This is a genomic window from Actinomadura rubrisoli, assembly GCF_004349215.1.
GTDB classification, from domain to species: domain Bacteria; phylum Actinomycetota; class Actinomycetes; order Streptosporangiales; family Streptosporangiaceae; genus Spirillospora; species Spirillospora rubrisoli.
Genome location: NZ_SMKU01000136.1, coordinates 1 through 23,528 on the forward strand (window position 1 = coordinate 1; position 23,528 = coordinate 23,528).

23 protein-coding genes and 2 pseudogenes are annotated in these 23,528 nt (G+C 68.9%); 6 read left to right on the plus strand and 19 right to left on the minus strand.

Annotation, left to right across the window (positions count from 1 at the left end; genetic code table 11):
* Nucleotides 1-166 precede the first annotated feature (166 nt).
* The 7 genes from E1298_RS23940 to E1298_RS23970 all read right to left on the minus strand — a co-directional run bounded on the left by E1298_RS23940 (nucleotide 167) and on the right by E1298_RS23970 (nucleotide 5,711).
* The gene (locus E1298_RS23940; RefSeq protein WP_131896918.1) at nucleotides 167-661 is read right to left on the minus strand and encodes a hypothetical protein; all 495 of its coding nucleotides are present in this window, start codon (nucleotides 659-661) and stop codon (nucleotides 167-169) included.
* 107 nt (nucleotides 662-768) lie between these two features.
* Entirely contained in the window at nucleotides 769-2,142 is a 1,374-nt protein-coding gene (locus E1298_RS23945; protein ID WP_131896920.1) for a helix-turn-helix domain-containing protein, read from the minus strand.
* A gap of 254 nt (nucleotides 2,143-2,396) precedes the next feature.
* A complete protein-coding gene (locus E1298_RS23950) occupies nucleotides 2,397-2,591 on the minus strand; it encodes a hypothetical protein (RefSeq protein ID WP_131896922.1) in 195 nt (64 codons plus the stop codon).
* Entirely contained in the window at nucleotides 2,588-2,851 is a 264-nt protein-coding gene (locus E1298_RS23955) for a hypothetical protein (protein WP_131896924.1), read from the minus strand. The genes E1298_RS23950 and E1298_RS23955 overlap by 4 nt, the downstream gene beginning before the upstream one ends.
* A gap of 61 nt (nucleotides 2,852-2,912) precedes the next feature.
* A complete protein-coding gene (locus E1298_RS23960) occupies nucleotides 2,913-4,130 on the minus strand; it encodes a helix-turn-helix domain-containing protein (RefSeq protein WP_131896926.1) in 1,218 nt (405 codons plus the stop codon).
* Nucleotides 4,131-4,190: 60 nt separating this feature from the next.
* Entirely contained in the window at nucleotides 4,191-4,502 is a 312-nt protein-coding gene (locus E1298_RS23965) for a hypothetical protein (protein ID WP_131896928.1), read from the minus strand.
* A gap of 177 nt (nucleotides 4,503-4,679) precedes the next feature.
* Nucleotides 4,680-5,711 (minus strand): helix-turn-helix transcriptional regulator, encoded by a 1,032-nt coding sequence (locus E1298_RS23970; RefSeq protein WP_131896930.1) that lies wholly within the window; start codon nucleotides 5,709-5,711, stop codon nucleotides 4,680-4,682.
* Between the two features lie 155 nt (nucleotides 5,712-5,866).
* On the opposite strand from E1298_RS23970, the gene E1298_RS23975 reads away from it, so the two are divergent.
* Nucleotides 5,867-6,724 (plus strand): alpha/beta hydrolase, encoded by an 858-nt coding sequence (locus E1298_RS23975; RefSeq protein ID WP_131896932.1) that lies wholly within the window; start codon nucleotides 5,867-5,869, stop codon nucleotides 6,722-6,724.
* A 294-nt stretch (nucleotides 6,725-7,018) separates the two neighbouring features.
* Nucleotides 7,019-7,378 (plus strand): hypothetical protein, encoded by a 360-nt coding sequence (locus E1298_RS23980; RefSeq protein WP_131896934.1) that lies wholly within the window; start codon nucleotides 7,019-7,021, stop codon nucleotides 7,376-7,378.
* A 91-nt stretch (nucleotides 7,379-7,469) separates the two neighbouring features.
* Here the strand turns inward: E1298_RS23980 and E1298_RS23985 are convergent, their stop codons facing one another.
* From E1298_RS23985 to E1298_RS51850, 7 genes and pseudogenes are all read right to left on the minus strand, one after another.
* On the minus strand, nucleotides 7,470-8,369 hold the full coding sequence (locus E1298_RS23985; RefSeq protein ID WP_131896936.1) for an aminoglycoside phosphotransferase family protein: 900 nt from the start codon (nucleotides 8,367-8,369) through the stop codon (nucleotides 7,470-7,472).
* Nucleotides 8,370-8,463: 94 nt separating this feature from the next.
* Nucleotides 8,464-8,823, minus strand: coding sequence for a PLAT/LH2 domain-containing protein (locus E1298_RS23990; RefSeq protein WP_165975634.1), 360 nt, complete (start codon nucleotides 8,821-8,823; stop codon nucleotides 8,464-8,466).
* Nucleotides 8,824-8,971: 148 nt separating this feature from the next.
* A complete protein-coding gene (locus E1298_RS23995; protein WP_131896940.1) occupies nucleotides 8,972-12,154 on the minus strand; it encodes an NACHT domain-containing protein in 3,183 nt (1,060 codons plus the stop codon).
* A 62-nt stretch (nucleotides 12,155-12,216) separates the two neighbouring features.
* Nucleotides 12,217-13,179 carry a GNAT family N-acetyltransferase gene (locus E1298_RS24000; RefSeq protein WP_131896942.1) on the minus strand — a complete coding sequence of 321 codons (963 nt, stop codon included), beginning with the start codon at nucleotides 13,177-13,179 and terminating at the stop codon, nucleotides 12,217-12,219.
* Nucleotides 13,176-14,678: a hypothetical protein gene (locus E1298_RS24005; protein WP_131896944.1), complete on the minus strand. Its 1,503-nt coding sequence runs from the start codon at nucleotides 14,676-14,678 to the stop codon at nucleotides 13,176-13,178. The genes E1298_RS24000 and E1298_RS24005 overlap by 4 nt, the downstream gene beginning before the upstream one ends.
* Nucleotides 14,679-14,841: 163 nt before the next feature.
* Nucleotides 14,842-14,940 (minus strand): annotated as a pseudogene (locus E1298_RS24010) (acyl-CoA dehydrogenase family protein); the annotation flags it as partial.
* A 15-nt stretch (nucleotides 14,941-14,955) separates the two neighbouring features.
* Nucleotides 14,956-15,645, minus strand: coding sequence for a zinc finger domain-containing protein (locus tag E1298_RS51850; protein WP_424923125.1), 690 nt, complete (start codon nucleotides 15,643-15,645; stop codon nucleotides 14,956-14,958).
* A 966-nt stretch (nucleotides 15,646-16,611) separates the two neighbouring features.
* On the opposite strand from E1298_RS51850, the gene E1298_RS24015 reads away from it, so the two are divergent.
* Nucleotides 16,612-17,136, plus strand: a complete 525-nt coding sequence (locus tag E1298_RS24015) for a hypothetical protein (protein ID WP_131896946.1) — start codon at nucleotides 16,612-16,614, stop codon at nucleotides 17,134-17,136.
* Nucleotides 17,137-17,810: 674 nt separating this feature from the next.
* Here E1298_RS24015 and E1298_RS24020 read toward each other — a convergent pair.
* The 3 genes from E1298_RS24020 to E1298_RS24030 all read right to left on the minus strand — a co-directional run bounded on the left by E1298_RS24020 (nucleotide 17,811) and on the right by E1298_RS24030 (nucleotide 20,180).
* Nucleotides 17,811-18,344, minus strand: a complete 534-nt coding sequence (locus E1298_RS24020; protein WP_279499102.1) for an IS3 family transposase — start codon at nucleotides 18,342-18,344, stop codon at nucleotides 17,811-17,813.
* 222 nt (nucleotides 18,345-18,566) lie between these two features.
* Nucleotides 18,567-18,884, minus strand: coding sequence for a transposase (locus E1298_RS24025; protein WP_131896950.1), 318 nt, complete (start codon nucleotides 18,882-18,884; stop codon nucleotides 18,567-18,569).
* A 273-nt stretch (nucleotides 18,885-19,157) separates the two neighbouring features.
* Nucleotides 19,158-20,180: an alpha/beta fold hydrolase gene (locus E1298_RS24030; RefSeq protein WP_131896952.1), complete on the minus strand. Its 1,023-nt coding sequence runs from the start codon at nucleotides 20,178-20,180 to the stop codon at nucleotides 19,158-19,160.
* Nucleotides 20,181-20,424: 244 nt separating this feature from the next.
* Between E1298_RS24030 and E1298_RS51265 the strand changes: the two genes are divergently transcribed.
* On the plus strand, nucleotides 20,425-20,559 hold the full coding sequence (locus tag E1298_RS51265) for a hypothetical protein (RefSeq protein WP_279499100.1): 135 nt from the start codon (nucleotides 20,425-20,427) through the stop codon (nucleotides 20,557-20,559).
* 155 nt (nucleotides 20,560-20,714) lie between these two features.
* Here the strand turns inward: E1298_RS51265 and E1298_RS24035 are convergent, their stop codons facing one another.
* Both E1298_RS24035 and E1298_RS24040 read right to left on the minus strand, forming a co-directional pair.
* Nucleotides 20,715-21,338 (minus strand): DsbA family oxidoreductase, encoded by a 624-nt coding sequence (locus tag E1298_RS24035; RefSeq protein WP_131896954.1) that lies wholly within the window; start codon nucleotides 21,336-21,338, stop codon nucleotides 20,715-20,717.
* A gap of 68 nt (nucleotides 21,339-21,406) precedes the next feature.
* A complete protein-coding gene (locus E1298_RS24040; RefSeq protein ID WP_131896956.1) occupies nucleotides 21,407-21,769 on the minus strand; it encodes an antibiotic biosynthesis monooxygenase family protein in 363 nt (120 codons plus the stop codon).
* Nucleotides 21,770-22,094: 325 nt separating this feature from the next.
* Between E1298_RS24040 and E1298_RS24045 the strand changes: the two genes are divergently transcribed.
* Nucleotides 22,095-22,577 carry an RICIN domain-containing protein gene (locus tag E1298_RS24045; RefSeq protein WP_131896958.1) on the plus strand — a complete coding sequence of 161 codons (483 nt, stop codon included), beginning with the start codon at nucleotides 22,095-22,097 and terminating at the stop codon, nucleotides 22,575-22,577.
* 521 nt (nucleotides 22,578-23,098) lie between these two features.
* Nucleotides 23,099-23,528 (plus strand): annotated as a pseudogene (locus E1298_RS24050) (hypothetical protein); the annotation flags it as partial.

The window sequence follows — 23,528 nt, forward strand, 5'->3', positions numbered from 1 at the left end:
GGCCCCCACCCCCGTGGCCAGGACCGGACGCGTTTCCTCGTAAACCACCCGTCCGCCACGACCAGCCGCCCCGTCCCGGCGAGACCGTCACGCCACCGATCGTCTTCGCCGCGTGGTCGCCAGGGTGAACCCTGTACGACGCACCGGAATCACCAGGTTCGGCGGCCTAAAGACAGGTCCAGCAATAAAGCCGATCTCCCGCGTCACGTGCCCGCCTGGCGAGGTGAACCAACTCCTTGGCCAGCGGTTCGATGTCATCGGCGCGAACTCCGGCGAGTTCCTCGGCCTGCACCCATTCGGTGACCACTCTCGATACGTCCGCGTCGAACACTCCCGCAAGCGCGTCCCGCGTCGTATTGTCAAGCTCCGATACCCACGGCCCGGTCCCCCAAGGGTCATTTTCATCTCCGAGGTCGTCCGGACCGGGAGGCGGAGTAGCGGGCCACACCGTCTTTTCCTCAACGAGCTCTACTGTCCACGGCACCTGTTTGATGGCCGCGATCAATTGCCCCAGGACGACGCATACGTCGATGCCCTTGGCCTCGACTCCGTCGAAGGCGGGCGACCGCGTGCCCACAAGCGGACCGCCATCCAAACGTCTCAGCGCCTGCACCACTGATTCCGCATCGGCCGCGCGGAAGTAGTCGGTCAGAACCCCCACCAGGTTTCCTTCCTCCAGTACGCCAGATCTCCCGGCAAGCAGTAGATCAGACGTTACCGACACAAGTCGCCGAGGTAGCGGACCTTCGATGGAAACCCACGGTGAGATCAGTGCGGAATCCCCATCCGCGCGGCCAGCCCGCGGAGTTCTCGACCGAGCGAGGCGCCCTGCGTCTGCCGGACGAGGGTCGCGACCGTCTCTCCCACGGCCGCCGAGTTGCGAATCTTGTGCGGGGCGACTTCTTCGGCGCGGAGCAGCCAGCCCGCCGCGTCCTTGTGGGTCCGCTTGTCGCGGGCCAGGCCGCGGCCGACATCGGCGAGGAATGTGGCGTGCCGCCCCCGGCGCGGCTCCAGCTTGGCCTCATCCACGTTCTTCGCCAGCCCCAGCAGGTCGCCGCTGCTCGCGCCGCGCTCGGTGGCCAGCGCGACCTTCCACACCCCCACATTCGTCTTCGAGAAGGCGCCCCAGTTCAGGCCCGGCGTGTCAGGCACGCGCGTCGCCTGCTCGTCCGCCTGCCGCATCCAGTGCTCCGCGCGGTCGTAGTCGTAGATGACCGTGGCCGTCATCGACGCCGCCAGCGTGAGCATGCCGAGCACCTGTACCCCGAGGTCGTCGTGGACATGGGGCTCCAGCGCGTTCGCGGCGTGTTCGGCCGCGGTCAGGGCCACGTCGCGGGCGGTCGTCGGCATCGTGTGGATCCGGAGGGACGCGGCCTTCCCCGTCACCACCGGGTCGTCGAGGATGGCGGCGACCTCCGCCGCACGCATGGCGGCGACGTGGGCGAGGTCTCCGTGACCGAGGTCCTTGCTCGTGAACGTCGCCGCTTGGAATGCCTCGACCAAGGTTTCCAGCGCGAGCCGGTAGGCGGGTTCATCGGTTGGGGCGCACGCGTGGACGTGGAGTTCGTCGATGAGCGCGGGAAGCTTCTGGCCGACCTCGATGTGCTTGTACTCGCTGCGATCGATGCGGCCCATCTCCGCGACCAGCTCCGCGAGCGGCCGGGCATGGTCGGCGGCGGGGGCCGTCAGGGAGTTCGTCATCAACGCTGCCCTGACGGCCGGCACCGTGGCGTGCGGTGCGGCCCGTACCGGATCTGCCGTCAGATGCGGACCGCCGATCAGGTCGGCTTCGGAGATGCGCAGGGCGGTGGCGATGGCGGAGATGTGGGATCGCCGGCCGAGCGCGGCTTTGCCGTTCTCGATTTTGGAGAGGAAGCCTTTGCTCAGGCCGGACAGTCCGGCGAGTTGGGCAAGGCTCATGCCGCGCCAGCGGCGCAGGGTTCGGAGCCGAGCTCCGATGGTCATCTCGTCATGCATCGGCTCGCACCCTTCCTGGCGTCTCAACAATTTCAGGCTACGGCGCGAGCCGAGTCGCGTCAGGGTGGTTCTGGACCGGGCTTGCGTTGCGGGCGCAGCCCGGGGTCGGCTTCGCCGCTGGCGGTCCGCCGCCGTTCGCGCTCTCGTGCGGCGGTCAGCGTTCACTGGTCACCTCCGTGTGGACGCGGCGGCACGCACGCCGGGGGGTCGCTGCGTGCCGCCGCGCCGTGGTGGGGCCGCCCGGCCGGCGGGGGCGGTGTATGCCGGCCGGGCGGCGGGCACGGGCCGCTGGGTGCCCATCCAGGGACCCGTGCCGGTCGTGCAGCTTCGCTCACAGCCCCCGACGAGCCGGGCGTTGACTGCACGACGATTGGGTGGGCGCGGCGACCGCCCGGCGAGAGGGATCACCGCGCCCACCGTCAGTGCCCCGCCTTCGTGACCCGGACGGGGAGGGGGCGCGGCTCCCAGATGCGCGGAGCCGCGGCGAGCAGGTGGAGGTAGGCGTGTTCGCGGACCCGCTCGTCGCCGGAGTCCAGGGCCGCGAGGGTCTGCTGCCACAGATCGTGGCTCAGCGACATGAACCCGGTCTCGTGCGCGCCCGACCCGGAGCTCACGACTCCACCTCGCGGAGGACGTGCATGATGCGGTCGGCGACGCCGGGCGTCTCCGTCAGCGGACCGATGACCTGGCCGCTCCATGCCCACCTGTACGCGGCGTCATCGACGCCGACGTCGTCGTTCAGACCGGGTTCGCGCGGGTTCCGCACATGCACGACCTGCTTGCGCCCCTTGGGCGCCCGGACCGTGGCCTCCCAGCCCCGCCCCCTGAGCTCGGCCGCGAGCCGCTCCAGATGCGCAGTCGTTAACGCGTTCATAGGCAGGACTGTACGAAGGCGATGACACGCTGCGTTGCCAAGTGGCAACGCAGCGCATTCGCTAGTGCGGGACGCCCATCCTCGCCGCCATTCCGCGCAGCTCACGGCCTTGCGCGGCGACACGCGCCTGTTCCAGCATCACCGCGACCGACTCGCGAACCTTGACGTCGTTACGGAAGCGCTGCGGAGCGACGACCTCACTGCGGCGGAACCAGCGCACAGCCTCGTCGCGCCACTTCGGGTCGCGCGCCAAGCCGCGTCCCACATCCGCGAGGAAGCACGTCTTGCGCGCTAGGTTCTGGTCCAGCTTCTCCTCGTCCACGAACTTGGTCAGCTCGAAGACCTCGCCACCGATCTTGCCGCACTCGACCCCGACGGTGACGTTCCAGATCGCCACGTTCGTCGCCCCGAACGCCTGCCAGTTTCGCTCCAGGTCGTCGGGCACCTGGCCGGCCAGTTCCCGCGCCTCGGCCAGCCAGTGCTCGGCGGCATCGGAGTCTCGGCTGGCGGCCGACGCCAGCGCCGCGTTCAGGGTGAGCATGCCCAGCACCTGACGGCCCTCAGCGTCGTGGACGTGGGGCTCAAGTCGGTCCGCCGCCCGCTCGGCCATCGCCTTCACCCGGTGCCAGTTGCTCGGACTCGGGCGGACCAGCGAGAACGCCGCCTTGCCGCGCGCGATCGGATCGTCCAGCAGGACGGCCGCCTCATCCGCGTGCATTGCGGCGATGTGGCCGAGGTCGGGATGGCGCAGCGTCCGCGCCATCCCCGCAGCGCACATGTACGCCTCCACCAGGACCTCAAGGGCGAGGCGCTGCGCCCTCTCGTCACCCGCCTGCCCGACGTGCCAGTGCAGTTCGTCAATGACGTCGGGCAGATCCTCCCCGACCCGGATGTAGTTGTACCTGCGACGCTCCTGCTCGATGGGTCCCCCCATCAAGGCTGCGAGTTCAGAGAGGGGTCGGGCACGATCCACCACGGGGTCGGAATGGAAGCCGTTGGTTTCCAGAGCCACGCGGAGCGGTGGGATGTAGTCATGCGGTCCGGCCTGTGCGGGGTCGGCCCCAAGGTGGGGGCCGCCGACCAGATCGGTCTCCGATACGCGCAGCGCGGATGCAAGGGCGGAGATGTGGGATCGGCGGTCCAGTGCGCGTAGGCCGCGCTCGGCACGGGACAGGAAGCTCTTGCTCAGTCCGGACAGTCCGGCGACTTCGTCCAAGCTCATGCCGCGCCAGCGGCGCAGGGTTCGGAGCCGAGCTCCGATGGTCATCTCGTCATGCATCGGCCTCGCACCCTTCCTGGCGTCACGACAACCCCAGGCTACGGCGAGAGGCGGGTCTCGTCAGGACGCTCCCGGAACGGGCCCGCATCGCGGGCACGGCGCCCGTCCTCGCATGCCCTCGGCAAGGCTGATCACTTCGCCCTGTCCCAGGCATTGCGGACACAGTCCGGATTCGGCGACCGCGGCGTGCCAGCCGAACGGCCGGCGCTCCGTCGGGTCCGGCGGCTCGATCTCCGGGGCCTGGCCGTCCTCGTTGCCGGTGCCCTCGCAGTACCAGCAGTTCACCTCGATCCAGAACCTGTCGCGGCCGACCATCACCAGCCGCCGGGTGCCGTGGCAGTAACCGCAGGTGGGGGCGTTCCAGTCGCGCATCAGAGCGGCCCCGATCCTTTGAAGGCGGGGCACTTCGCCCGCGTGCGTCTCACGTGGGCTTCTTTGCCGCATCTGCGGGGACGGCGGTCTTGATCCCTGGCCACGGGCTGACGATAGGACTCCGAGGCGGCCGTGGAAATGACCCATACGGTGATGCGCTGGTACCCGGCCGTCCGTTCAGGTGGTGATCGCGGTGATGAGCTCGTCGCGGCCTCTGGCGCCGGTCTTGCGGAAGATGGCTCTCAGGTGGTCGTTGACGGTGTAGAGCGAGAGATCGAGGCGCCGGGCGATCTGCTTGGGCGCCATCCCCTCGCGCAGGTGGACGATGACCTGGCGTTCACGGGCAGTGATGCCGTACCAGTCGCAGAAGGCGGGGAACAACTGCTCGGCCGTCGCCGCCTGGATGATGACCGCCACGTCTCCGGTGCAGCCGTCGCCGAGAGGCTGTGCGTCGCAGGCGAGCCATCGGCCGTGGCTCGCGGCCGGGCCGACGATCAGCGGAGGAGGGAAGCGTGCGTCCTGCGCGTGTTTGCGTGCCTGCATCGAGAGGGCGAACATGTAGGGCTCGGTCGTCCAGTCCAGGGGACGGCCCCGCAACTGCTGCCGCCATCCGTGCGCCGGAGGGGTCACCGCGCGGGGTTCGTGATCGGGGCCGACGATGATCACTCCGGTCGGCGGGGCCGGGTCGGCCGGGACGAGCGGTCCGGCGGTGACGTAGGCGCGCAGGGCTGCTATCAGGGTCGGCGCGAGATGGGCCGCGCGGCTCACCTCCTCGTCCTCGAACGGCCTGCCTCCTTGCGCGCGCAGGAGGACGAGGCAGCCCCACACGCCCCGGGCGTCCCGCAGCAGCAGGCGCAGCTCGCTTCCCACCCCGTGGCTGGCGAGCAGGCGCCGCGCCAGCAGGTCGCGGTGGCCGCCGCCATCCGCCCCCGTCACACCTGCGGGGACGGGCCGTTGGACGAGCTCTCGCGGAGTGCAGGGGTCCTCGCCCGCGTAGGCGGCGCGCAGCAGCGCGAGGCCGAGGGCCGGATCGTACCGATGCCGGAAGCTGAACGACGCCGGGCCGAAGCCCGCTCCGGGGTTGCTGCCCACCAGGCTCAACGCGTCGTGCGCGACGACGGGCGCAAGCGCCCGCGAGACGGCCTCTCCGAGGTCGTCCGCGCTCGCCCCCTGCCTGGCCGCCGCACACAGTTCCCCTAACCGTGCCACGCGGCCAAGTCTCGCCCGCCTCCACCGGAACGGCAAACGAGATCATGGGGCCGTCGACCCCCAAAGTCTTGGGATGGTCCCGCGTCCGGTGTTCGAGCGACCGTTGTGCCTCTGATGCCGACGACGGCGTCACCACCGATCTGGGAGGGACCTCCATGAGTCCGACTTTCGTCCTGGTGCACGGCTCGAACGGCAACGCCCGGTCCTGGGCGGGCATCCAGCGCGAGCTGGTGCTGAGGGGGCACCGCTCGCTCGCCGTCGACCTGCCGGGACACGGCGCGGGCGCCGGTCTGTCGGCGTCCTATCAGGCGCCCCAGGACCTCGCCGCCTTCGCCGCCGAGCCATCGCCGCTGGCGGACGTGACGCACGCCGACTGGGTGGAGCACGTGATCGGCGTCGTGCGCCGGGCCCGGGAGCACGGTCCCGTGATCCTGGTCGGGCACAGCCGCGGCGGGGTGGTGGTGACACCCGTCGCCAACGCGATCCCCGACCTCCTGGAGCGGACGGTGTACATCGCCGCCTGGTGCTGCGTGGACAGTACGGCCGAGGAGTACATGCGGGGGCCGGAGTGGGCCACCAGCGCACTCCACCTGACCAAGACGCAGGGCTTCGTGGCCGCCGACCCGGCGGAGCTCGGCGTCCTGCGGTTCAACTGGCGCCTCGCCGACGCCGGCCTGCTCGCGGCGCTGAAGGAGGCGCTCCTCGCCGACGGCACGGACCAGCAGTTCTTCGCGATGCTCAACGGATTCGAGCCGGACGAGATCCTGGACTTCGGCACCGACCGCGCCGACGCCGACACCTGGGGCCGGGTCCCGCACACCTACGTCCGCCTCACAAAGGACCTGAGCATGCCGCTGACCCTCCAAGACCGCCTCATCAAGGAGGCCGACGCGCTCACCCCGGCCAGTCCGTTCGAGGTGCACTCGCTGGACACCAGCCACGGCGGCATCGGCCTCCGCGCACGCGAGCTCGCCGACATCCTGCACGACTCGGCGCGGCGGGCGGTGGCCTGAGGATCCCACAGCCACTCCGGTCGTGCCTGATCGGCTCGGCGTCTCTTAGGGTTCGTGACTGTGTATTGGTTGCGTGGTCGGTCCTTCTTCGCGGCGCGCTGGAGACGGGCCGCCGCCGTCGGTCTGCTGGTGTGCACAGCCTGCGCTTGCGGTATCAGGCCGACCGGGATCATCGGGGCAGGCGACCTGCCGGTCGCTCATGGGGTCGCGACGTCGATGCACATCTTCCTCGTCAAGAAGGGACAGCTGGTCCGTGTAGAGCGTCCCGGGCTGCCCGGCCATCCAGGACTCGGGGTGAGGCAACTGATGGTGCCGCCCACGTCCGCCGAACGACGCGCGGGACTCGCCAACGTCGTTCCCGCCCTGGACCCCCGGACGGGTATGGAGGAGCGGCCGCCCGATGAGCTGACGGTGTACGTGGCCAGACCGTCGACCTGGTCCCGGTTGGCCATCGCCCAGGTCGCCTGCACCGCCGAGGCGGATCCCGGTGTCCGCAGAGCGATGATCGTCGGGCTCGCCATCAGGGACGACGAGAAGATCGCCGGTGTCCGGCACGTACCGGAAATCGGTCTCCTCAACGCCAAAGGCGACAGCTGGCCCACGTTCGGCTGCGGCCAGTTCCGCGACCTCATCGCTCCTTCGAGCAGGCCGTGACGAGCGCGGGCGCGCGAGGAGAGCGGCCCGAGATCGGTCACCCGACGGCATACCCCGCACGACTCGGCGCGGCGGGTGGCCTAGTGAGCGCCTAGCCGATGAGGGCCTGGGTGATCTGCCGGGTGGTCTGGGCGGCGACCCGGGGATTCACGGCGGCGTAGGAGGTGTAGGCGTTCAGGCCGGTGGCCAAGGCCCAGCCGCGTCCGCGGGTCCAGGTGGCGTCGTCCACGCCTAGCGCGGCCCGGAAGGCGGCCCGGGTCCCGGCCGACATCAGCGTGAAGGCGATGATCAAGTCGCGGGCCGGGTCGCCGATGCCGAGCTCCCCGAAGTCGATGACCGCGCTGAGACGGCCGTCGACGGTGAGCAGGTTGCCGGTGTGGAAGTCGCCGTGGAACCAGACCGCGGGGCGGCCCCACCCGGGGGCGCTCAGCGCCTGGTCCCACAGTTCGGTCATGGCCGCGGTGTCGAACACGCCGTCGACGTCGGCGATGGCGGCTCGGGTCTCGCGGTCCCGGTCCGCCAGCGGCTCGACGGTGAGGTCCGCGCGGGCACCCTCGTCCGGCATGTCCTCGGGCGTGAACTGCTGGAGGGCGGTGAGGAACTCCGCCAGTCCGACGGCGGTCTCGGACGAGTCGGACAGCGCCTCGACGGTCGCCACCTCGCCGTCCAGCCAATGGGACACCGCCCAGGGCCACGGATAGCCGAAGGCGGGCTCACCCACCCCGGCCGGTACCGGAATGGCCAGCGGAAGGTGCGGAGCCAGCCGGGGCAGCCATTCGGCCTCCTTCCTGGCCTGCCCGATGGCGTCGGCGTGGCGGGGCAGCCGGACGGAGAGCTCCTCGCCCAGCCGGTAGATCACATGGTCCGACCCGGCCGGGTCGAGCAGCTCCAAAGGCAGCCGGGTCCACTGGGGGAACTGCGTATCGACCAGTTTCCTGACCAGTGCCGCATCGATTGCGGGACGGTGGTCCGCACTTGCTTCGGTCGTCATGGGCAGCCCCTAGATAGGCCCGCTGCGTGCGGCGGGCACCCGGGGCCATCACAGTGCGTCGCGGGACCGGCTGTCGACTGAATTTCAAGCCGCCTCAATCATGCAGGCGCGCCAGCCGCACCTCCGTCTTGCCGTCGTTCTCGTCGGTGGCCAGCCACCGGTAGGCGCTGAACTCCACGGTCTCGCGGCGGTCGGTGATGATGACCCGGTTGAGGAACCATCCGGACTTGTTCCCGGAGTTGTCGTGGCCGATCAGGATGGAGGTCATCCGACCGACCGGGGTCAGGTCGATCACGAAGCGGTCGATGGCGCCGTTCTCGAAGTTGTCCCTGGAGTCGTCGAGCCTGACCGGCCCTGCGGAGCCGTCATCGCCGTAGAGGGTGATGGAGACGTTGGCGTCCGTCCCGGAGTTCTCGATGTTGCCGGTCTCCACCGTGATCTCGTACCGGTCCATGGGGGCTCCCTTGCGTTCCGGGGTCTCCTGCTCACCCTGTGCACTATGCGTAGCAAGGACATGCCCCCAGCTCATACGCCCCAACCGAAGCCGCTAAGTACTCTTTGTATCCATACGGTTACTACTTCCTGGTCTAGGGTGCTGCGGTTCAGAAGATGCTCAGACGGTTACTCAGGGCCTCAGCGCCCCGCACTTCCTGGCCGGCGTTGATGTGGACGAGCACGTTGGGAAGGTCGGCCAGCGGAGACACGTCGAGTCCTGGCGCGGCGCCGTTCAGGTAGATCAGTTCGAGGTTCCGCAGGGCCGCGAGGGGGCGTAGATCCGTAAGGCGTTTGCAGCCGATGAGATGCAATTCCTGCAAGTGGGAGAGGTTTTCCAGTGGGGTCAGGTCGTCGATGCGGGTCCGGGACAGATCGACCGAGGTGAGGTTGGTCAGCGAGGAGAGCGGCCCGAGGTCGGTCACCCAGTCGCAATCATTCACATAGAGAGCGCGAAGGCCTGGGGCCGCCTCGCGGATCCCCTCCAACCCGTCGGCCAGCCGGGAGCCGCTAACGCCGAGGGCTTTCATCTTGTGAAGGGAAGGGAGCGAGGTGAGATGGTGGCAGCCGTCCATCGACAGGACAATCAGTTGCGCCTGCCGTTCAACCGGCGAGTAGTCGGTGACGGCGGCGCAGTCGGAGAGCGAGAGTGCGTAGAGCCGTGGCAGGTGATCCAGGAAACCGAGGTCTCCGAGGCCGGGAGAAGAGAAGCTGAGATTCTTGAGCGAGGGCAGCGTCGGTAGGAGGGCGGCATCGGCCCCCGGCTCGTCGTAGTGCAGATGGAGACCAGTCAGGGTGTGGTTATGGCGCGTGAGGAACTCGAAGCCGGTGAAATCCTTCGCGTAGACGTGCAGGTTGCCGAGCGGAGCCACCTTCCCTAGCGCTTCCAGTTGCTGGGGAGAATGATGCAGGGACAGCCGGGCCCCGGCGGGCAGGCGGGCAAGAACGCGGGCGGCGTACTGGTCGGCGTCGAAGTAGCCCCAGGCTGTCCTCAGCTCCTCTCGGACGCTCCAGCGCTCGTCGGAGGCATACCGGGCGAGGACGTCGAGTGCCTCGGGGCCGTTGATCAGCCAGGCCGCGCGGACGGTCGCTGTCGCGGCCTTCTCCGTGAGTCCCTCCAGGGTCTCGGGGAAACGGGAAAGGACCGGCTCTCCGGCTGTGGCGAGGGAGCGGGCCGTTGCATCGTCGGTCGGTGGGATCAGGTCGTCCAGGCAATGGTCGAGGTCGGCGCGCACGTCGGTGGGGATCGACGGGAGTGTTTCCAGGCAGGCGACGGCTACCAGCTTGAGGGTACGAGCGCAGTCGGGCTCGTTGCGGGCGCGGTCGAGGATGCCGGTGATCAGTTCGCGGCGCAGCGGATCGTTGGCGTGGCCGGCGGCCATGACGACGGTCTCGCGCCAGGTGTCGTGGTGGGCGTTCTGGACGAGCAGGTCCATGTCTCCGAGGTCGGCGGCCTGCTTGGCGGCGAGGTACTCCTGGACGGTCCGGTGGACGAAGTCGATGCGTCCCGGTACCGGTTCGCGGAGCACGCCGCTGCGCTGGAGAAGGAGGTCGAGGGCGTCGCGTGCCTGCACGCGGATCCGGGGCATCGAGGCCAGGCGGTCGGTGACGAGGCGCTCGACCGTGGGCTTCGGCAGCTCGACGCGGTCGCTGGCCGACAGGTGCCAGGCGATGTCCTGGAGGATGCGGACCTTCTCGTCCCGTTCGAGGGTGCTCGTGATGCCCCGCTTGGTGTCGCGGGTCTCCAGGAGCATGTCGAGGACGGCGGCGTAGAGGCCCATGCGGTTGCGGGGGAGGGCCTCGCGGTCCAGGTTGAGCGCGCACAGCATCGCGGCGAGCAGGGGGCTGGACGCCAGCGTCCGTAAGTGCGGGGCCGATTCCAGCCTGGCCAGGAGACCGGCCTCGTAGGAGGGGAGGCGTTCCGGCGCGCAGGGGAGAGCCGCGCAGTCGCGGACGGCGTTGTGCCAGTGCTGGATCAGGGCGCGGAGGTCGGAGGGGGCGAGCTGCTCCAGGAAGGCGGTCGCGAAGCCCTCGGCGCGCAGCCAGTCCGAGCCCGCGGCGGCCGGACGGGACGTGACGATGACCTGGATCGAGGGGTATTCCTGGATGATCCCCTGGAGCCAGTTCCGGACGGCGTGGCGCTCGGCGTCCGGCACCTCGTCCACGCCGTCCACCAGGAGGAGCACGCGGCCCGACAGCAGGCGGCGATACGCCCAGCCGCGCGGCATGAGCCCGGCCAGAGGTCCGGCGGCGCCGTCGAGGAACTCCTCGGGGCGCGGGAGCGGGCCGCCCGCGTAGCTCCGCAGCTTGATGAGGAAGGGCACGGCGCCGTTCCATCCGGCGAGGGGGCCGGTGAACGTGCCCCGCGCGGCGGTGACCGCGAGCCAGCGGAGCAGGGTGCTCTTGCCGCCGCCCGCCTCGCCCCGCACCAGTATCAGACGGTGCTTGCCCAGTGCCGACTCGACGCGCATCGCGCCGGTGCGGGTCTCGTCGTGCCATTCGCCCATGGCGACGGCCCGCGGTCGTGACCGGCGGCTGCCCTGGGCGTTCTCGTCGGAGACGTTCAGGCTGATGTAGGCGACGCTGAGCGTGGTCTGCGGACGGGTGAAGCGCTCGAAGCGGACGCCGAACAGTTCGAGCGTGTCGAGGGACCTGCTGATGGAGGAGAGGTAGCGGCGGGTGAACTCGTCGTCGTCCGACTCGCCCTCGGGTGCCGTCAGGGTCCGGGCCGGCAGCCGGGACAGGACCGCCTGCACCTGGTCGGCCAGCCCGGTGAGGCGGCTCAGCGTCTCGGCGGACGCGCGGGGTCCGAACTGCGGCAGGTGGACGATGATGCGGGCCAGGCAGTCGCAGCACTCGTCCAGGACGGTCTCGTAGAGGCGGGCCCCGGCCTCGCCCAGCTCGAACTCGGCCTTGCGGGCGGGCAGGCGGGAGCGTAGGGAGCGCGACAGCCTGACGGGGTCGGCGTCGGCGGCGAAGAACGCCTCGTCGGACAGGTCCGCCGCGTCCAGGGTCAGGACGGCCTGGTGGAGCGCGGCCTGGCGGTCGCCGTCGGTGAGCCCGCGGAACTCGCCTCTGGCGAAGGTGAGGAGCCGCTCGGCGACGGCGTCGGCGATGCCGTCGAACTGGCGCTGGACGCGGCGGCGTTTCAGCTCGTCCGGGAACCCGGTCCTGATCAGCTCGACGAGGTCCTTGCCCGCCGCGTCCCTGGCGCCGCGTCCGGCCAGCACGCGCCCGACCGCGAGTCGGGCCACCGATCCGCCAACGCGCAACGCGACCACTTCGAGTGACACCGGTGCCCCTCCGGGTTTCAGATGGAGCATCCCAGTATGGCGAGAAACGCCCGTGCGGGGCGTCAGGTCGGGGAGAAGCCGGCCGCGAGCTTGCGCTCGTAGACGTCCGCCTCGTAGACGGGGTATAGGCCGACGCTCTCGTACAGGCGGTAGGCGCTGGTCGGGTTGGTGAGGTCGACGCCCAGGCCGGCTCTGCTCCGTCCTTTCGCCGCGTAGGTGGCGAACGCGGTGAGCAGCATCAGCCGTCCGATGCCCTTCCCGCGGTGCTCGCGGAGCACGCCGAGGTGCTTGACCCAGCCCTCGCCGTCCTGCGCGCCCTGGTCGGCGGACTGCAGGGCGCCGACGGCCCGGCCGTCCGCCTCGGCCACGAACCACTCGTCCCACGAGACGCCGGGCAGCGCCTCGACCGTGGCCTTGAACTCCTCGAAGCCCGAGCGGATCGCATCGGGGATGTCGGCGAAGGCGGCCCGCAGGACGGTGTGGACGGTCCGCAGGTCCGACTCGTCGCCGGGCCGGACGGGCCGGAGCGCGATCCCGTCCGGGAGGTCCGGAAACCGCTCCAGGCCCGAGAGCGGACGGCTCATCCGGGCGTACCGCTTGACGAAGGCGAAGCCGGACGCCTTGAGCAGGCCGATCCAGTGCTCCTCGGACGCGATGGCGCCCGTCCTCACGGTGATCTCCGCAAGACCGGACTCCCGCACCCGCTCGGCCATCCGGGCCAGCGCCAGCCGCAGCAGCGGCGCCTGGGCGGGACGTCCGCCGTCCGGGTGCGCGTACACGTCGATCAGCGCGTGGTCGCCGGTGGTGCTCTCGATGAAGCCCCAGGCGATCACCCCGCCGTCGGGACGCGCGGCGATCCAGGAGTCCTTGGACGGGTCGTGGCCGGGCGCGGTGAGCACCTCGCGGACCTCGTCGGCCGTGAAGTCGGGCTCGCCCACCGTCGCGATGTCGCTCGCCTCGACCACGGCCAAGATGGCGGGAACGTCGTCGAGCGTGGGATGCCGGACAGTGAAACCTTCGGTCACACCGACTCAGTCTCCTCCCGTTCGGCGGCCGGGGTCTCGTTGACGGCGGGACGGCGCCAGGCCGTGACCGCCGCGATGCACAGGAACGGGGTGGCGGGCAGGGTGTAGCGGTAGTCGAAGTCCACGGCCAGGGGCGGGACGGCCAGAAGCGTGATGCCGGTGGCCCACAGCAGGCCGGCCTGGAGCCACGCCGAGTTGCGGCGCCGTCTCAGCATTCCGGCGGCCCCGGCCAGGACGATCAGCGCGAGGACCGTCCCCGGCAGGCGGACGAACCGCTGGTAGCCGCGGAGCGGGGCGGCGTACGGTTCGACCACGCGGGTCTCGGCGGGACCCCGTTCGTACTCGCGGGCGACTTCGGCGTCCATGCCGCCGCCGATGAGCGCGATCCCCGGGACGGGACGCGGCCGGGCGGTGAAGTGGTAGAACGACTCCGTCCAAGGATGCGGATAGCCGACCCGGGACCAGGCGAAGGTCCGGACGAAGAAGTCGTAGGAGACCGTCTCGGCGTAGTCGGTCGGCTGCGTACGCATCGCCCACAGCGCGAACGACTTGGCGAGCTCGTTCGTCTCCGGCGAGAAGGCATGGCCGTGCTGCCAGCCCGTCGGCGAGCCCTCCTCCCAGATCTGGGTGGACGAGGCGGACCGTTCTCCGGGGGGCTTGCGGGGGCACATGCGGGCCAGGCGCTCAGGCGGCGTGTGGGCGGTGCAGTCGGCGAACGCGGCGGTGCGGCCCCACAGGAACACGCCGTCCGAGTCGGTGAGGGCGTACCGGCCGTGCTCGGAGTGGAACCACACCATCGAGGCGCCCACCGGCAGCGCGAAGGCCGCCAGTAGCGCCGCCACGGTCAGGACGCTCCGCCGCCATCGGGTGCGGTAGCGGGCGACCAGGTAGAGCACCGCCACGAATACCAGGGCCATCCCGACCGTCCGGGTGACGGCCGCCGCGCCGAGCACGCCGCCGGCCGTCGCCGCGTGCAGCCACGACCAGCGGGAGTCCTTGCGCACCAGCGTCACCATCGCGCCGAACACCAGGGCCGTGAACAGCGTGTCGGACATCAGGATGTGTTCCAGCTGGATCTGGTACGCGTCCAGCAGGACCGGGGCGGTCGCGAGCGCGGCCGTCCGCCTGCCGACTCCGAGCGTCCCCACCATCGCCCGGTACGCCGCGATGGCCAGGATGAGGATCATCACGTGCTGGAGGGCGGCCACCGTCGCCAGACTGTGCAGCGGCTTGAGCAGCCACAGCATCAGGCCGTACCCCGGCGCGCGGAGCGGGTGCGGGAAGGGCGCGACCCCGATCCGGACGTAGTCGTAGGAGTCGTTGAACCACAGCGCTGGCCGATAGCCCGCCACAGCGAGGGCCCGCAGGGCCGTGCCGACGGTCAGCAGGACGACGAACAGCGCGTCCGGGCGCAGCAGGTCGCGCGTCCGGGCGCCCCGGAGAGCACCGGCGACGCCTTCACGCTCCGCCGGTAGCGGCGGAGCATGAATCGCTGACACACCCATCGCGGGTCCCCCGGGCGGGCTCGGGACCGCGAGCCCGATGCAAGATCGATCGCAAAGCCCGAAGCGTCCCACGCGGTGGACGGGCCGATCAACCGATTCCGGAAGATTCCCAGTGAACCGGATATGTCAGACGGCTCGGCGGGCGCCGGGTGCGGGGTCAGGAGGCGGGCAGGCCGAGGGCGCGCGCGATCAGCATGCGCTGGACCTCCGACGTGCCCTCGCCGACCTCCAGGATCTTGGCGTCGCGGTAGAGCCTTTATGGACCTCGCCGTCACGGGATTCGTCCAACAGTTGCTATCTGACCTGCGAGAATGAGCGATCCGCCGGTGACAGGCCCAAGTCGGTAGCCGACCGCCAGTGGGGGGAACTCGGCTGTGGTCGCCCCGATTGGGAGATGTTCGGGAGACGGCCGCCATCGGTTCCAGTTCACGCGGTGAACAGTAGATCGTTCAAGACCGGCACCAAGGGCGTTGGCCACAGCGCGCGTCGCTGGTCCAGTGTCTGTTCCCACAGCGACTGAAGCCGCCCACGGAGTTGCCCCCGCATGAACGACAGAGACGTGGGCGTAGGTTCCGCCGATGCCTGGCATCGAGTGGCCGAGGCGGTCATGAACGAGAACGCTGGGGATGCCGACGTCGTCCAGCCAGACCCTCTGAGAGTGCCGAAAACCGTGCGGGGTCAAGCCAGCGACGATCGGTACCCACGACGCGAGTTCCATCTGCTGGACATGCCCGGCGGTAGTGGCGGCGGCGAGACGAGGCCGGTGCCGGCCGTGACCTCCGGAGGGCCACCTGCAGGGTTCACCTGCCGCAACGTTGCAGCGGGGGCAGCCCACCGCCAGGACGTCCACGACGGGAAGGTCGTAGTGCGGGATACCCTTCACCCTCGGTGGCGACCAGTCGGGCTCGGTGGCGGCAGGCCACGCGGGCCGCAGGGGTCGGCCAAGCCAACCCGGGACCATGTTGACCAGGACTGGCCGGGCCTGGGCGCCACTGGACCGCCCAGGCCGCCCCCCCGGCGGGCGGGATTCATTCCTGCGGTGGCGGTCAACCAGGGGAGTCGTCAGAAGCCGAAGCGTTCGCGAACACGCTGACCGGGCGCATACTGACCACGACCTCGCTGGGCGGCCGGAACGATGCAGACACCTCGATCCAACCCCCGGCGAGGCTCCTGTCAACGCCCTCCCACCCCAACGGCCTGACACCGAGTAACGCACAGAACTTCTGGATAAGCGCTTAGCAACTTGTCCGCATCCCGTATCACTTGCGTGTCAAACCATGTCGCCGCCTGCCAATCCGTTTTGGTGTCCCCGAGCGAACAACGAGCAGACATAATCAGCCGGGATGACCCCGTGGCGGCCCGCCAGACAAGTTCCGTGCCCCCCGTCCTTTACCGGCTCGGTCGCTTCACTCACGAGCACTCGCAGGTGGCGCGTGGATGACAGGTTTCGGCACGCACCCACAGGTACAAGACCGCCGTTTAGCCGCCGAGATATGCCGCATCCCGCTCGGCGCGTACAAAGACAACGGCAGCCGGCAACGGGACTCTTCGTAATACGGGACAAATCGAAGTACCCCTCCAGACCCGGGAGGCTCAACTTCGAGAGCCTGAGCAGCAGCACGACCCCCGTCACACCGTCAGACTGGTGCGCGTAGACCGCGATCAGCAGCATGCGAAGGGCATGCGATGGCCCGACCGGCATGCAGGTACCGGTCTGCTGGCCTGGCCAGCCACAATCCGTACCGGCCTGCGAGACGTGTGCAACGTCCGTGAACCTTCGCTCGGTCCGGGCCACGCTGATCACCTGTCCCACAGCGAGTTCATCGCTCGAAGCCGCCACCCGTTACGGGACTGTCTTCAGACATTAGGGCCGGCCACAGGCAGACTCCAGCTTCCATTCTCAGATGAAAAACGGTAGAACTGGAGCATGAACGCTGCGTTTGAGATTCAGAGACTACTTGCTCCGCTGAGTACCGATGAGGACTCATATCTCCGAGTCCGGGTAGGCGGCGATCCCCAGCTTTCCCCGGCCGAGCTTTTGTACCCTGTGATCTTCGATCCCGCGTTTCCCCGAGGCCCATATTTCAATATTGAGCCGCCCCTACCTTCTACAGTGGACGAGCTGGCAAAGATACTGTCCCCTATCTCTGCTCGCGCGGAACAGATACTCTCATTCCTAGTGTATATGTGTACAACGGATGTGGCTTTCGGTGCAAATTGTGGACCGTGGACCCCGTCAGTCGCTAGGCCGATCCTGCTGGAGGTTATGAACGTTCTACAGCCGGGAATGCAATGGTGGAGTAATGTCGAATACCCCCCCGAGGCGTGGGAGGGCGGTGACTTCTCTGACGGCTTTTCCTCATATCCGGTCACCGGGCACACCCTGGACTGTGCGCTAGTCGGAATCGGTCATGATGCGACCGTGACTTTTCTCGCCTACGGCGACACCTAAGGCAAATTCAGCGCGCCCCTGATGAGGCTGCACCTGCCACCACCACCTGCGTGCTGGTCAATGAGTGTGCCTGGCGAGTGCTGCCGCGTGCTTCGGGATATCCAAGTCCGCCGCTCATCGCAGATTCGTGATCTAGTCCCTCGCCGGGATGCGGGGCGATTAGGCTGCGTCGTGCTGAGCGAGCTCGCTGCCTGCAGGTTGCTCGATCTCTCTCCCGCCTTGTCCTTGATTCCCCTGCAAATCCTATCCGATCGGGCCGGGCTGCCCGTCCCGCTCGGCGTCTCTGTCGCCCGTAAACGCATCGAATCTGCAACTACCCGGCCTTTGTGGGCCTTGCGGCCGCTTTGTATCATAAGCGACTCGGCTGAGCTCCTCGTTGGACTTGCCAACGTGCTTGCCTCTCGTATGCCCGCCCCACCTGCCGCCCTCGTGGGGCTCCAGACGTGTTCCCTTTGTTCGCGACAGCGACCCCCCGATCCTCCGGGGCCAGATCGACATCACGATGCCGGCGGTCGAAATGACGGCACCGATGCAAGCGGAGGCGCTACCTTGGTGGCACTTGTCAGTTTAGTGGCACCTCAGGCCGTGGCACCGGTAGTTCTTGTCGTTTCGAATACCGCTGCCCTGGTCGGACTGCCCCGAGGGAAGCATCAAACCGCTTGGATCACTTTTGGTCACGGGATTGCTTTGCGAGTTTTCCATGCCCGGGTGTCGAGCAGCTCCAGCTGCATCGTCCCCCAAAACGACTCCATCATAGAATTGTCGTAGCAGTCACCGATCGTTCCCATCGACCCGAGCAGCCCTGCGTCCCGCAATCGTTTCCCGAATGCCCAGGACGTGTATTGCGTGCCGTGGTCGGAATGTAGGATGGTAGAGCCGGTCGGCGGGTTCCGGCGTGTCACAGCCATCGCCAGGGCGTTGACGACCAGATCGATGTTCTGCCGAGCATCGATCGACCAACCGATGATCCGCCGTGAATAGGTGTCCATCACCGCCGCGCAATACACCTTCCCTTCCATGGTCGGGTGTTCGGTGATATCGGTAAGCCACAGACGGTCCGGGCCGACGACCTCGAACCGGCGCTGCACCAGGTCCTCCTCGGTCGCCTGGCCGGCCACGTCGCGGCGGCCCCGGCGCCGGTAGACACCCTGTAGACCCGAAGCGCGCATCAGCCGCTCCACACGCTTGCGGTTGACCCGCTCACCCAGCCCCCAGCGTCAACTCCGCGTGCACCCGCGGCGAGCCGTAACTCCCGCGCGATTCGGCGTGGATATAATGAATCATTTTGGTGAGTTCCTTGTTCCGCAGCACGCGCGGCGGTTCGGACCGCCCGAGCCAGTCGCAATATCCCAAGGTGGAGACATTCAATACCCGGCAGGCCACCGCGACCGGAACGGAGCCGGCGGCGAGTTCACGGACCAGCGGGTAGATTACTTTGAAAGCACGTTCTCCCGGGCGAAATAGGCAGCCGCCCGCTTGAGGATCTCGTTCTCGGTCTCCAGTTGCCGGTTACGCCGCCGAAGCTCGACCAGTTCCTTCTTCTCGGCGTTGGTCAAACGACCGGCGTCTTTATCGCCGCTGTCGGCCTTGTTGGTGTCGGCGTCGGCCCGATTCACCCAGTTCTGCAGGCAGGACCGGCTGATCCCCAGGTCCTTGGCCAGCTGAACCACGGACTTATCGCCCTGGCGGGCCACCTCGACCGCGCGACGCCGGAACTCGAGCGGGTGTGGTGACGGCATGGCGAACATCCTTCCTGATGATCATCGGTGACCTCAGGGCAAGTGTCCGTGCCCTGGGGGGAACCTCAGACGATCTCGGCTGATTACTTGAACGGGATTCCTGACTCGGAACCAGGCATGCGCCAAAGCAGCCGGCGGACATCTGAGGCCGGGTCAGCGCCAGCCCCTGCCCGGCCACCTTTCCGCCGAACCAGCGGGTCAGCAGGAAGGCCGCTCCTCGGTCGGTCAGGCTGGAACCGCCGCCCGCGTCCGACGTGGGTGGCGGTTCCCGCTTTCGGCGGATCAGGGGGCGCAGGTCTCCAGGTCGCCGGTCGGCGGAGTCGTCGGCGCCGGACCGAAGAACAGGCCCGCGCACTGCTTCAGATAGGTCGGGTTCTCCTCGGGGATCCAGTGCCCGGAGTCGGGTGCGATGGCAGTTCGGACGTCGGTGGCGACGGCCTGGAAGGACTGCGCCACCCCTGCGCCGAAGACGTACTGCGAGCCCATTGCGAGGATCGGGATCTTCACCTTGGTGCTCGAACTGGCCTTGTTGTAGGCGGTGTTGGCCGGGAACGCCCGGTAGTACTCAAAGCCCGCGCTGCGGTGGCGAGCGTTGGAGTAGGCGCGGACGTAGCGGTCCTGGTCGATCCGGTCGGGGTACCGGGCCGAGCTGAACAGCCAGGTCAGGTAGGTCCGGGTGTGGGCGGCGTCGTTGATCAGGTTCTCCGGGACGGGCTTGGCGGTCTGGTTGAACAGCAGGTGCCAACTCACGCCATAGGCGTTCTCCAGGCCGAATCCGTTGAGCGCGGACTCCAGGACGGCCATCCGAGAGACCTCGGACGGGAAGTCATGCGCGTATGCGTAGGCCGCTGACACGCCGAGGTCGTGCGCCATGATGGCGACCTTGCCGAGCCCCAGCGCCGCCACACCCTGGTGGATGCGCGCGGCGGTGTGGGCGCTGTCGAAGCCGCCGGGCGGAACGCTGGACGCGCCCAGCCCCGGCAGGTCGAACGCGACGACCGTGTGGGTCTTCGCCAGCTCCGGCATGACCTTGTGCCACTCGTGCCAGGTCTCCGGCCAGCCGTGCAATAGCACGAGAACCGGGCCCGAACCGCCCCTGACGTAGTGCAGGGTGCCGCCGTCCACCGGGACGGTGCCGTCCCGGAAGGCCGGCAGGTCCGCCGACTTGTCGGCGAGGTGTGCGCCCGCCTGCGCGCCGGAGGTCGAGGCGAACAGCACGGCCGCCGCGGTCGCTGCGGTGGCCAGTCCGCCGTGCCACCGCCGCGAGCGGCGCGGACGGCGGACGGGGGGATGGTCCTGCTGCATCGTGCTTCCCTTCGTCGTGGCCGACAATTCGTCGATCATGAAGACCGGCCGGCGACGCGGAACTCATCGGTCGCCGACCGGGCCGTTGGACGGGGTCGAGCGTGCTCGTCGAAGGGTGGGGCCCGCCGTCGGCCTCGAACGCAGCGGGCGGGTCAGGACGTCTTGGCCCGCCGCACCGGCCGCGTGCGGTGCCCGTTCACAATGAAGGTCGGGAGCGGCCACGGCGCTGCAGCAGATCCCCGCCATGTTCGCAGCCGCCCCGCCGCCGGACGACGCCCGCGGCCGCGAAGTCCTGTACGTCTCGATGCCGATCACAGCTGACATAAGGCATCCACAGCATCACCTGGTGACCGGCTCGGCCGTCCAGGCGTTCGTCTAACGTTCGTTAGACGAACGCCCGAGCAGGAGAGCCGAGTGGCGATCACTGCCGAACGCGACCCGTGTTGGGCGACAAGTTCTTGGGCTCTGGCCCACTCTCGATGATCGCGGTGACAGAGCGTGGTGCGCCGTCAGCAGGCCGGCGACAGGTTCGTGTCAGCCGGTGAGGCCACGCTCCAGCAGTCGGCGCAGTTCGCCGGCGGGCTGGACACCCGAGACCGGCTGCCTGCCATCGATCACCAGCGAGGGGACCCCTGTGACACCGTGCTCGGCTGCACGGCGCCGGTCGGCCCGCACCTGTTTGGCGTAGTCGTCACCGGCGAGGACGGCGCGCACCCGGGCGGAGACCAGGCCGGCCTCCTCACCCAGGCGCTGCAGGATCTGCGGGTCGGCCACGTTGAGTCCTTCGGAGTGATAGGCGCCGAGCAGGCGCTCCATCATCTGGTCGGCCCGGCCATGGTCGGCGGCTAGCCGGCACAGCCGGTGGGCGTCGAAGGTGTTCACCGGCCGGGCCAGATGCAGGTTGAGCTCCAGCCCCTCCGCGGCGCCCAGGGCCTGGATCCGGGCGATCCGGTCCGCCGTCTGATCACCCCACCATCCGGCCATGGCCTCGGCGGCCGTGGGGCCGGGAACCCGGCCTTCCCCCGGGGCCAGCTCGTAGCCGCGCCAGACGATCTCCACACCGGTGCGGTCGGCGAGGCCCTCAAGTGCCGCGGTCAGGCGTCTCTTGCCGATGTAGCACCACGGGCACAGCACATCGGCATAGATCTCGACCTTCATGGGACGCCCTTCGATGTGCGCGCCCGGCTGGTTCGGCGAGAGCGCGCCGGGTGAAGTTTCCGGTTCGATCAGGAGACCAGGCGCTGTGGCCCGGGCCCGACCTCTGCGACCACGGTGTAGGTGGGAATCCCGCTCATGCGCGCTTCCGCCTTGCCCGACAGGCCCCGCAAGGCCTTGCCGATGGCGGCCATCCGGCCTTCGCTGTCGGAGGTCTCCACGAAGTTGCGGTAATCGGCCTCACTGGCCCAGTGCACGATGTTGTACACGCGGGTGCCATCGGTGCTGACGTGGAAGCGGGCTGACCGGTAGCCGGGATAGAAGCGCACCCACCGCTCCTGGATCTCGGCGAAGGCCGCCACGAGCTCCCTTTGGGTGTCAACGCCATCGACGGTGTAGTCGATGATCGAGTAGAAGCCTGCATCCGTGCTCACGGACGTCCTCCTCAGAGTCAGCAACCAGGGCAGCTCCCCTGTTGCTGCTGATCCTTGGGCCTCAACCGCAGTTGAGGTCAAATCGTGACTCTCACGACGCCATGCCCACGCGCTGGTCGGCCAGGCAGGCGAGTTCACGCCCAGCGCGATTCGCGATCTTCGAGGTTCAGGAACGGGGCGCTAAGGGCGGCGGGGGTGCCGTGGCGGTGTCGCTGTGTGGACGGAAGCCTCACCTCCACAGACCCTTCAAAGCGTGCGGTAATTGAACACGAACACTCCGTAGTTCTCCGGAAAGGGTTCCGGAGCCGCGAACCAGGGAGGCGCTGTGGTCACCAAGCAGATCCCCACCCGGACAACCCAGCTGATCGTGCACTCGGCCAGCGGTCTCTACATCACCCCGCTGGGGCGCCAGAACGCCGATGTGGAAATGCGGCTCTGGCGCCTGGGGCCGGCGTCGGCGGGCGACAAGACCGTCCAGTGGCATTTCATCCTGATCCCGGGGCAGCAGCTCGACGGCGTCGTGCAGATCAAGAACGCCGCCTACGACCGCTGCCTGACACTGTCCCACGCAAGGCCCAACACCACGGTCACCTACACCACCACCGACCCCGCAGACCAGGCACAGTGGTGGCGACTGATCAACCTCGACACCGGCCAAGCCGACTTCGTCATCGCCTCCATGCTCGACCCCAGCCTGGTCATCTCCCCCAGAGAGAGCTACCACGCCCCCGAGATCACGCTCGAAGTCGAGGAAAGCGGCCCCTGGACCGACCAGTTCTGGCGCTGGCGCGAACCCTGGTCGTCCTGACCGGGAAGCACGGCCCCGCAACTCCCGAAGCCACGGTGACGGCGGCCGATGAGACCGAGAGGCACGGCACACCACCAATGCCAAGCTAATGCCACAAGTCCGACACCAAGAGTAACGATGCGAGGTCGTTCAGCCACCGCGTTCAGCACTGCCGCCGCCGCCGGCGCGGTGCTCGTGCTGTGCCCTTCCCGGCGCCGCCCACGCTGCCACCGGCACCTTCCTCCACCACACCCAGCCCGGAAACGTGCCGCACGTTCTGCCGAACCCCGTCGACGACCGCTGCTACAACGTCGGCGGCGACGGGGAGGCGAGCAACGACACCCACCGCGCGCTGTGCTGTACGCCATCGGCGGCTGCCACGTGGAGGTCGACCGCATCACCCCAGGGTCGTTCAAGGAGTACACCGAGTTCGGCAGCGTGAAGTTCGTGCGCTGACACGGGGTTTGAGCAGCAACCGTCCTCGGCGTTCGTCCGCCTTGCCCGGGCCGGCCTCGGTAGCGTGCGTGGGCGAGGAGGACAGGGTGATCCAGTCGTGGAACAGCCGCCGCCGGTGCAGATCGGGCCAGGGCGATGGCGGTGTCGGGATGGGCGGCGGTGTGCGCGGCCGCGGTCAGGCTGGGCAGTTCGGTGTCCAGCCACGCCAATGCCTGCTCGCGGCCGGCGAACCCGCGTGCGGCAGGGTCGGTGACGGCTGGGTTCAGGTGCGCGGCGGCGGCTTGGGCGGTGTGGGTGTAGTGGTCCAGGAGCCGTGTAAGGGCGTGGTCGCGGTGGTCGGTGGCCGCGTGTTGCCGGCCGAGGGTGGTGGCGTACTGGCGGACCAGGTCGTGCATCCGCCACCATCCGTGGGGTTGGCCGGGTTCGATCAGGTGCGCTTCGGCCAGCCGCTCGATCAGGCGGCGGCCCTCGGGTGCTACCAGCCAGGCGGTGGCGGCGGCCGCGGGGGTGGAGATC

Coding starts and splice junctions, on each gene's coding strand:
- E1298_RS23955 (WP_131896924.1), bottom strand. CDS start 2,851: ATGAACGCGTTAACGACTGCGCATCTGGAGCGGCTCGCGGCCGAGCTC.
- E1298_RS23960 (WP_131896926.1), bottom strand. CDS start 4,130: ATGCATGACGAGATGACCATCGGAGCTCGGCTCCGAACCCTGCGCCGC.
- E1298_RS51265 (WP_279499100.1), top strand. CDS start 20,425: ATGTTCGCAGCCGCCCCGCCGCCGGACGACGCCCGCGGCCGCGAAGTC.
- E1298_RS23985 (WP_131896936.1), bottom strand. CDS start 8,369: ATGACGACCGAAGCAAGTGCGGACCACCGTCCCGCAATCGATGCGGCA.
- E1298_RS24025 (WP_131896950.1), bottom strand. CDS start 18,884: ATGTTCGCCATGCCGTCACCACACCCGCTCGAGTTCCGGCGTCGCGCG.
- E1298_RS24035 (WP_131896954.1), bottom strand. CDS start 21,338: ATGAAGGTCGAGATCTATGCCGATGTGCTGTGCCCGTGGTGCTACATC.
- E1298_RS24015 (WP_131896946.1), top strand. CDS start 16,612: ATGAACGCTGCGTTTGAGATTCAGAGACTACTTGCTCCGCTGAGTACC.
- E1298_RS24030 (WP_131896952.1), bottom strand. CDS start 20,180: ATGCAGCAGGACCATCCCCCCGTCCGCCGTCCGCGCCGCTCGCGGCGG.
- E1298_RS23975 (WP_131896932.1), top strand. CDS start 5,867: ATGAGTCCGACTTTCGTCCTGGTGCACGGCTCGAACGGCAACGCCCGG.
- E1298_RS23990 (WP_165975634.1), bottom strand. CDS start 8,823: ATGGACCGGTACGAGATCACGGTGGAGACCGGCAACATCGAGAACTCC.
- E1298_RS51850 (WP_424923125.1), bottom strand. CDS start 15,645: ATGGTCCCGGGTTGGCTTGGCCGACCCCTGCGGCCCGCGTGGCCTGCC.
- E1298_RS23965 (WP_131896928.1), bottom strand. CDS start 4,502: ATGCGCGACTGGAACGCCCCCACCTGCGGTTACTGCCACGGCACCCGG.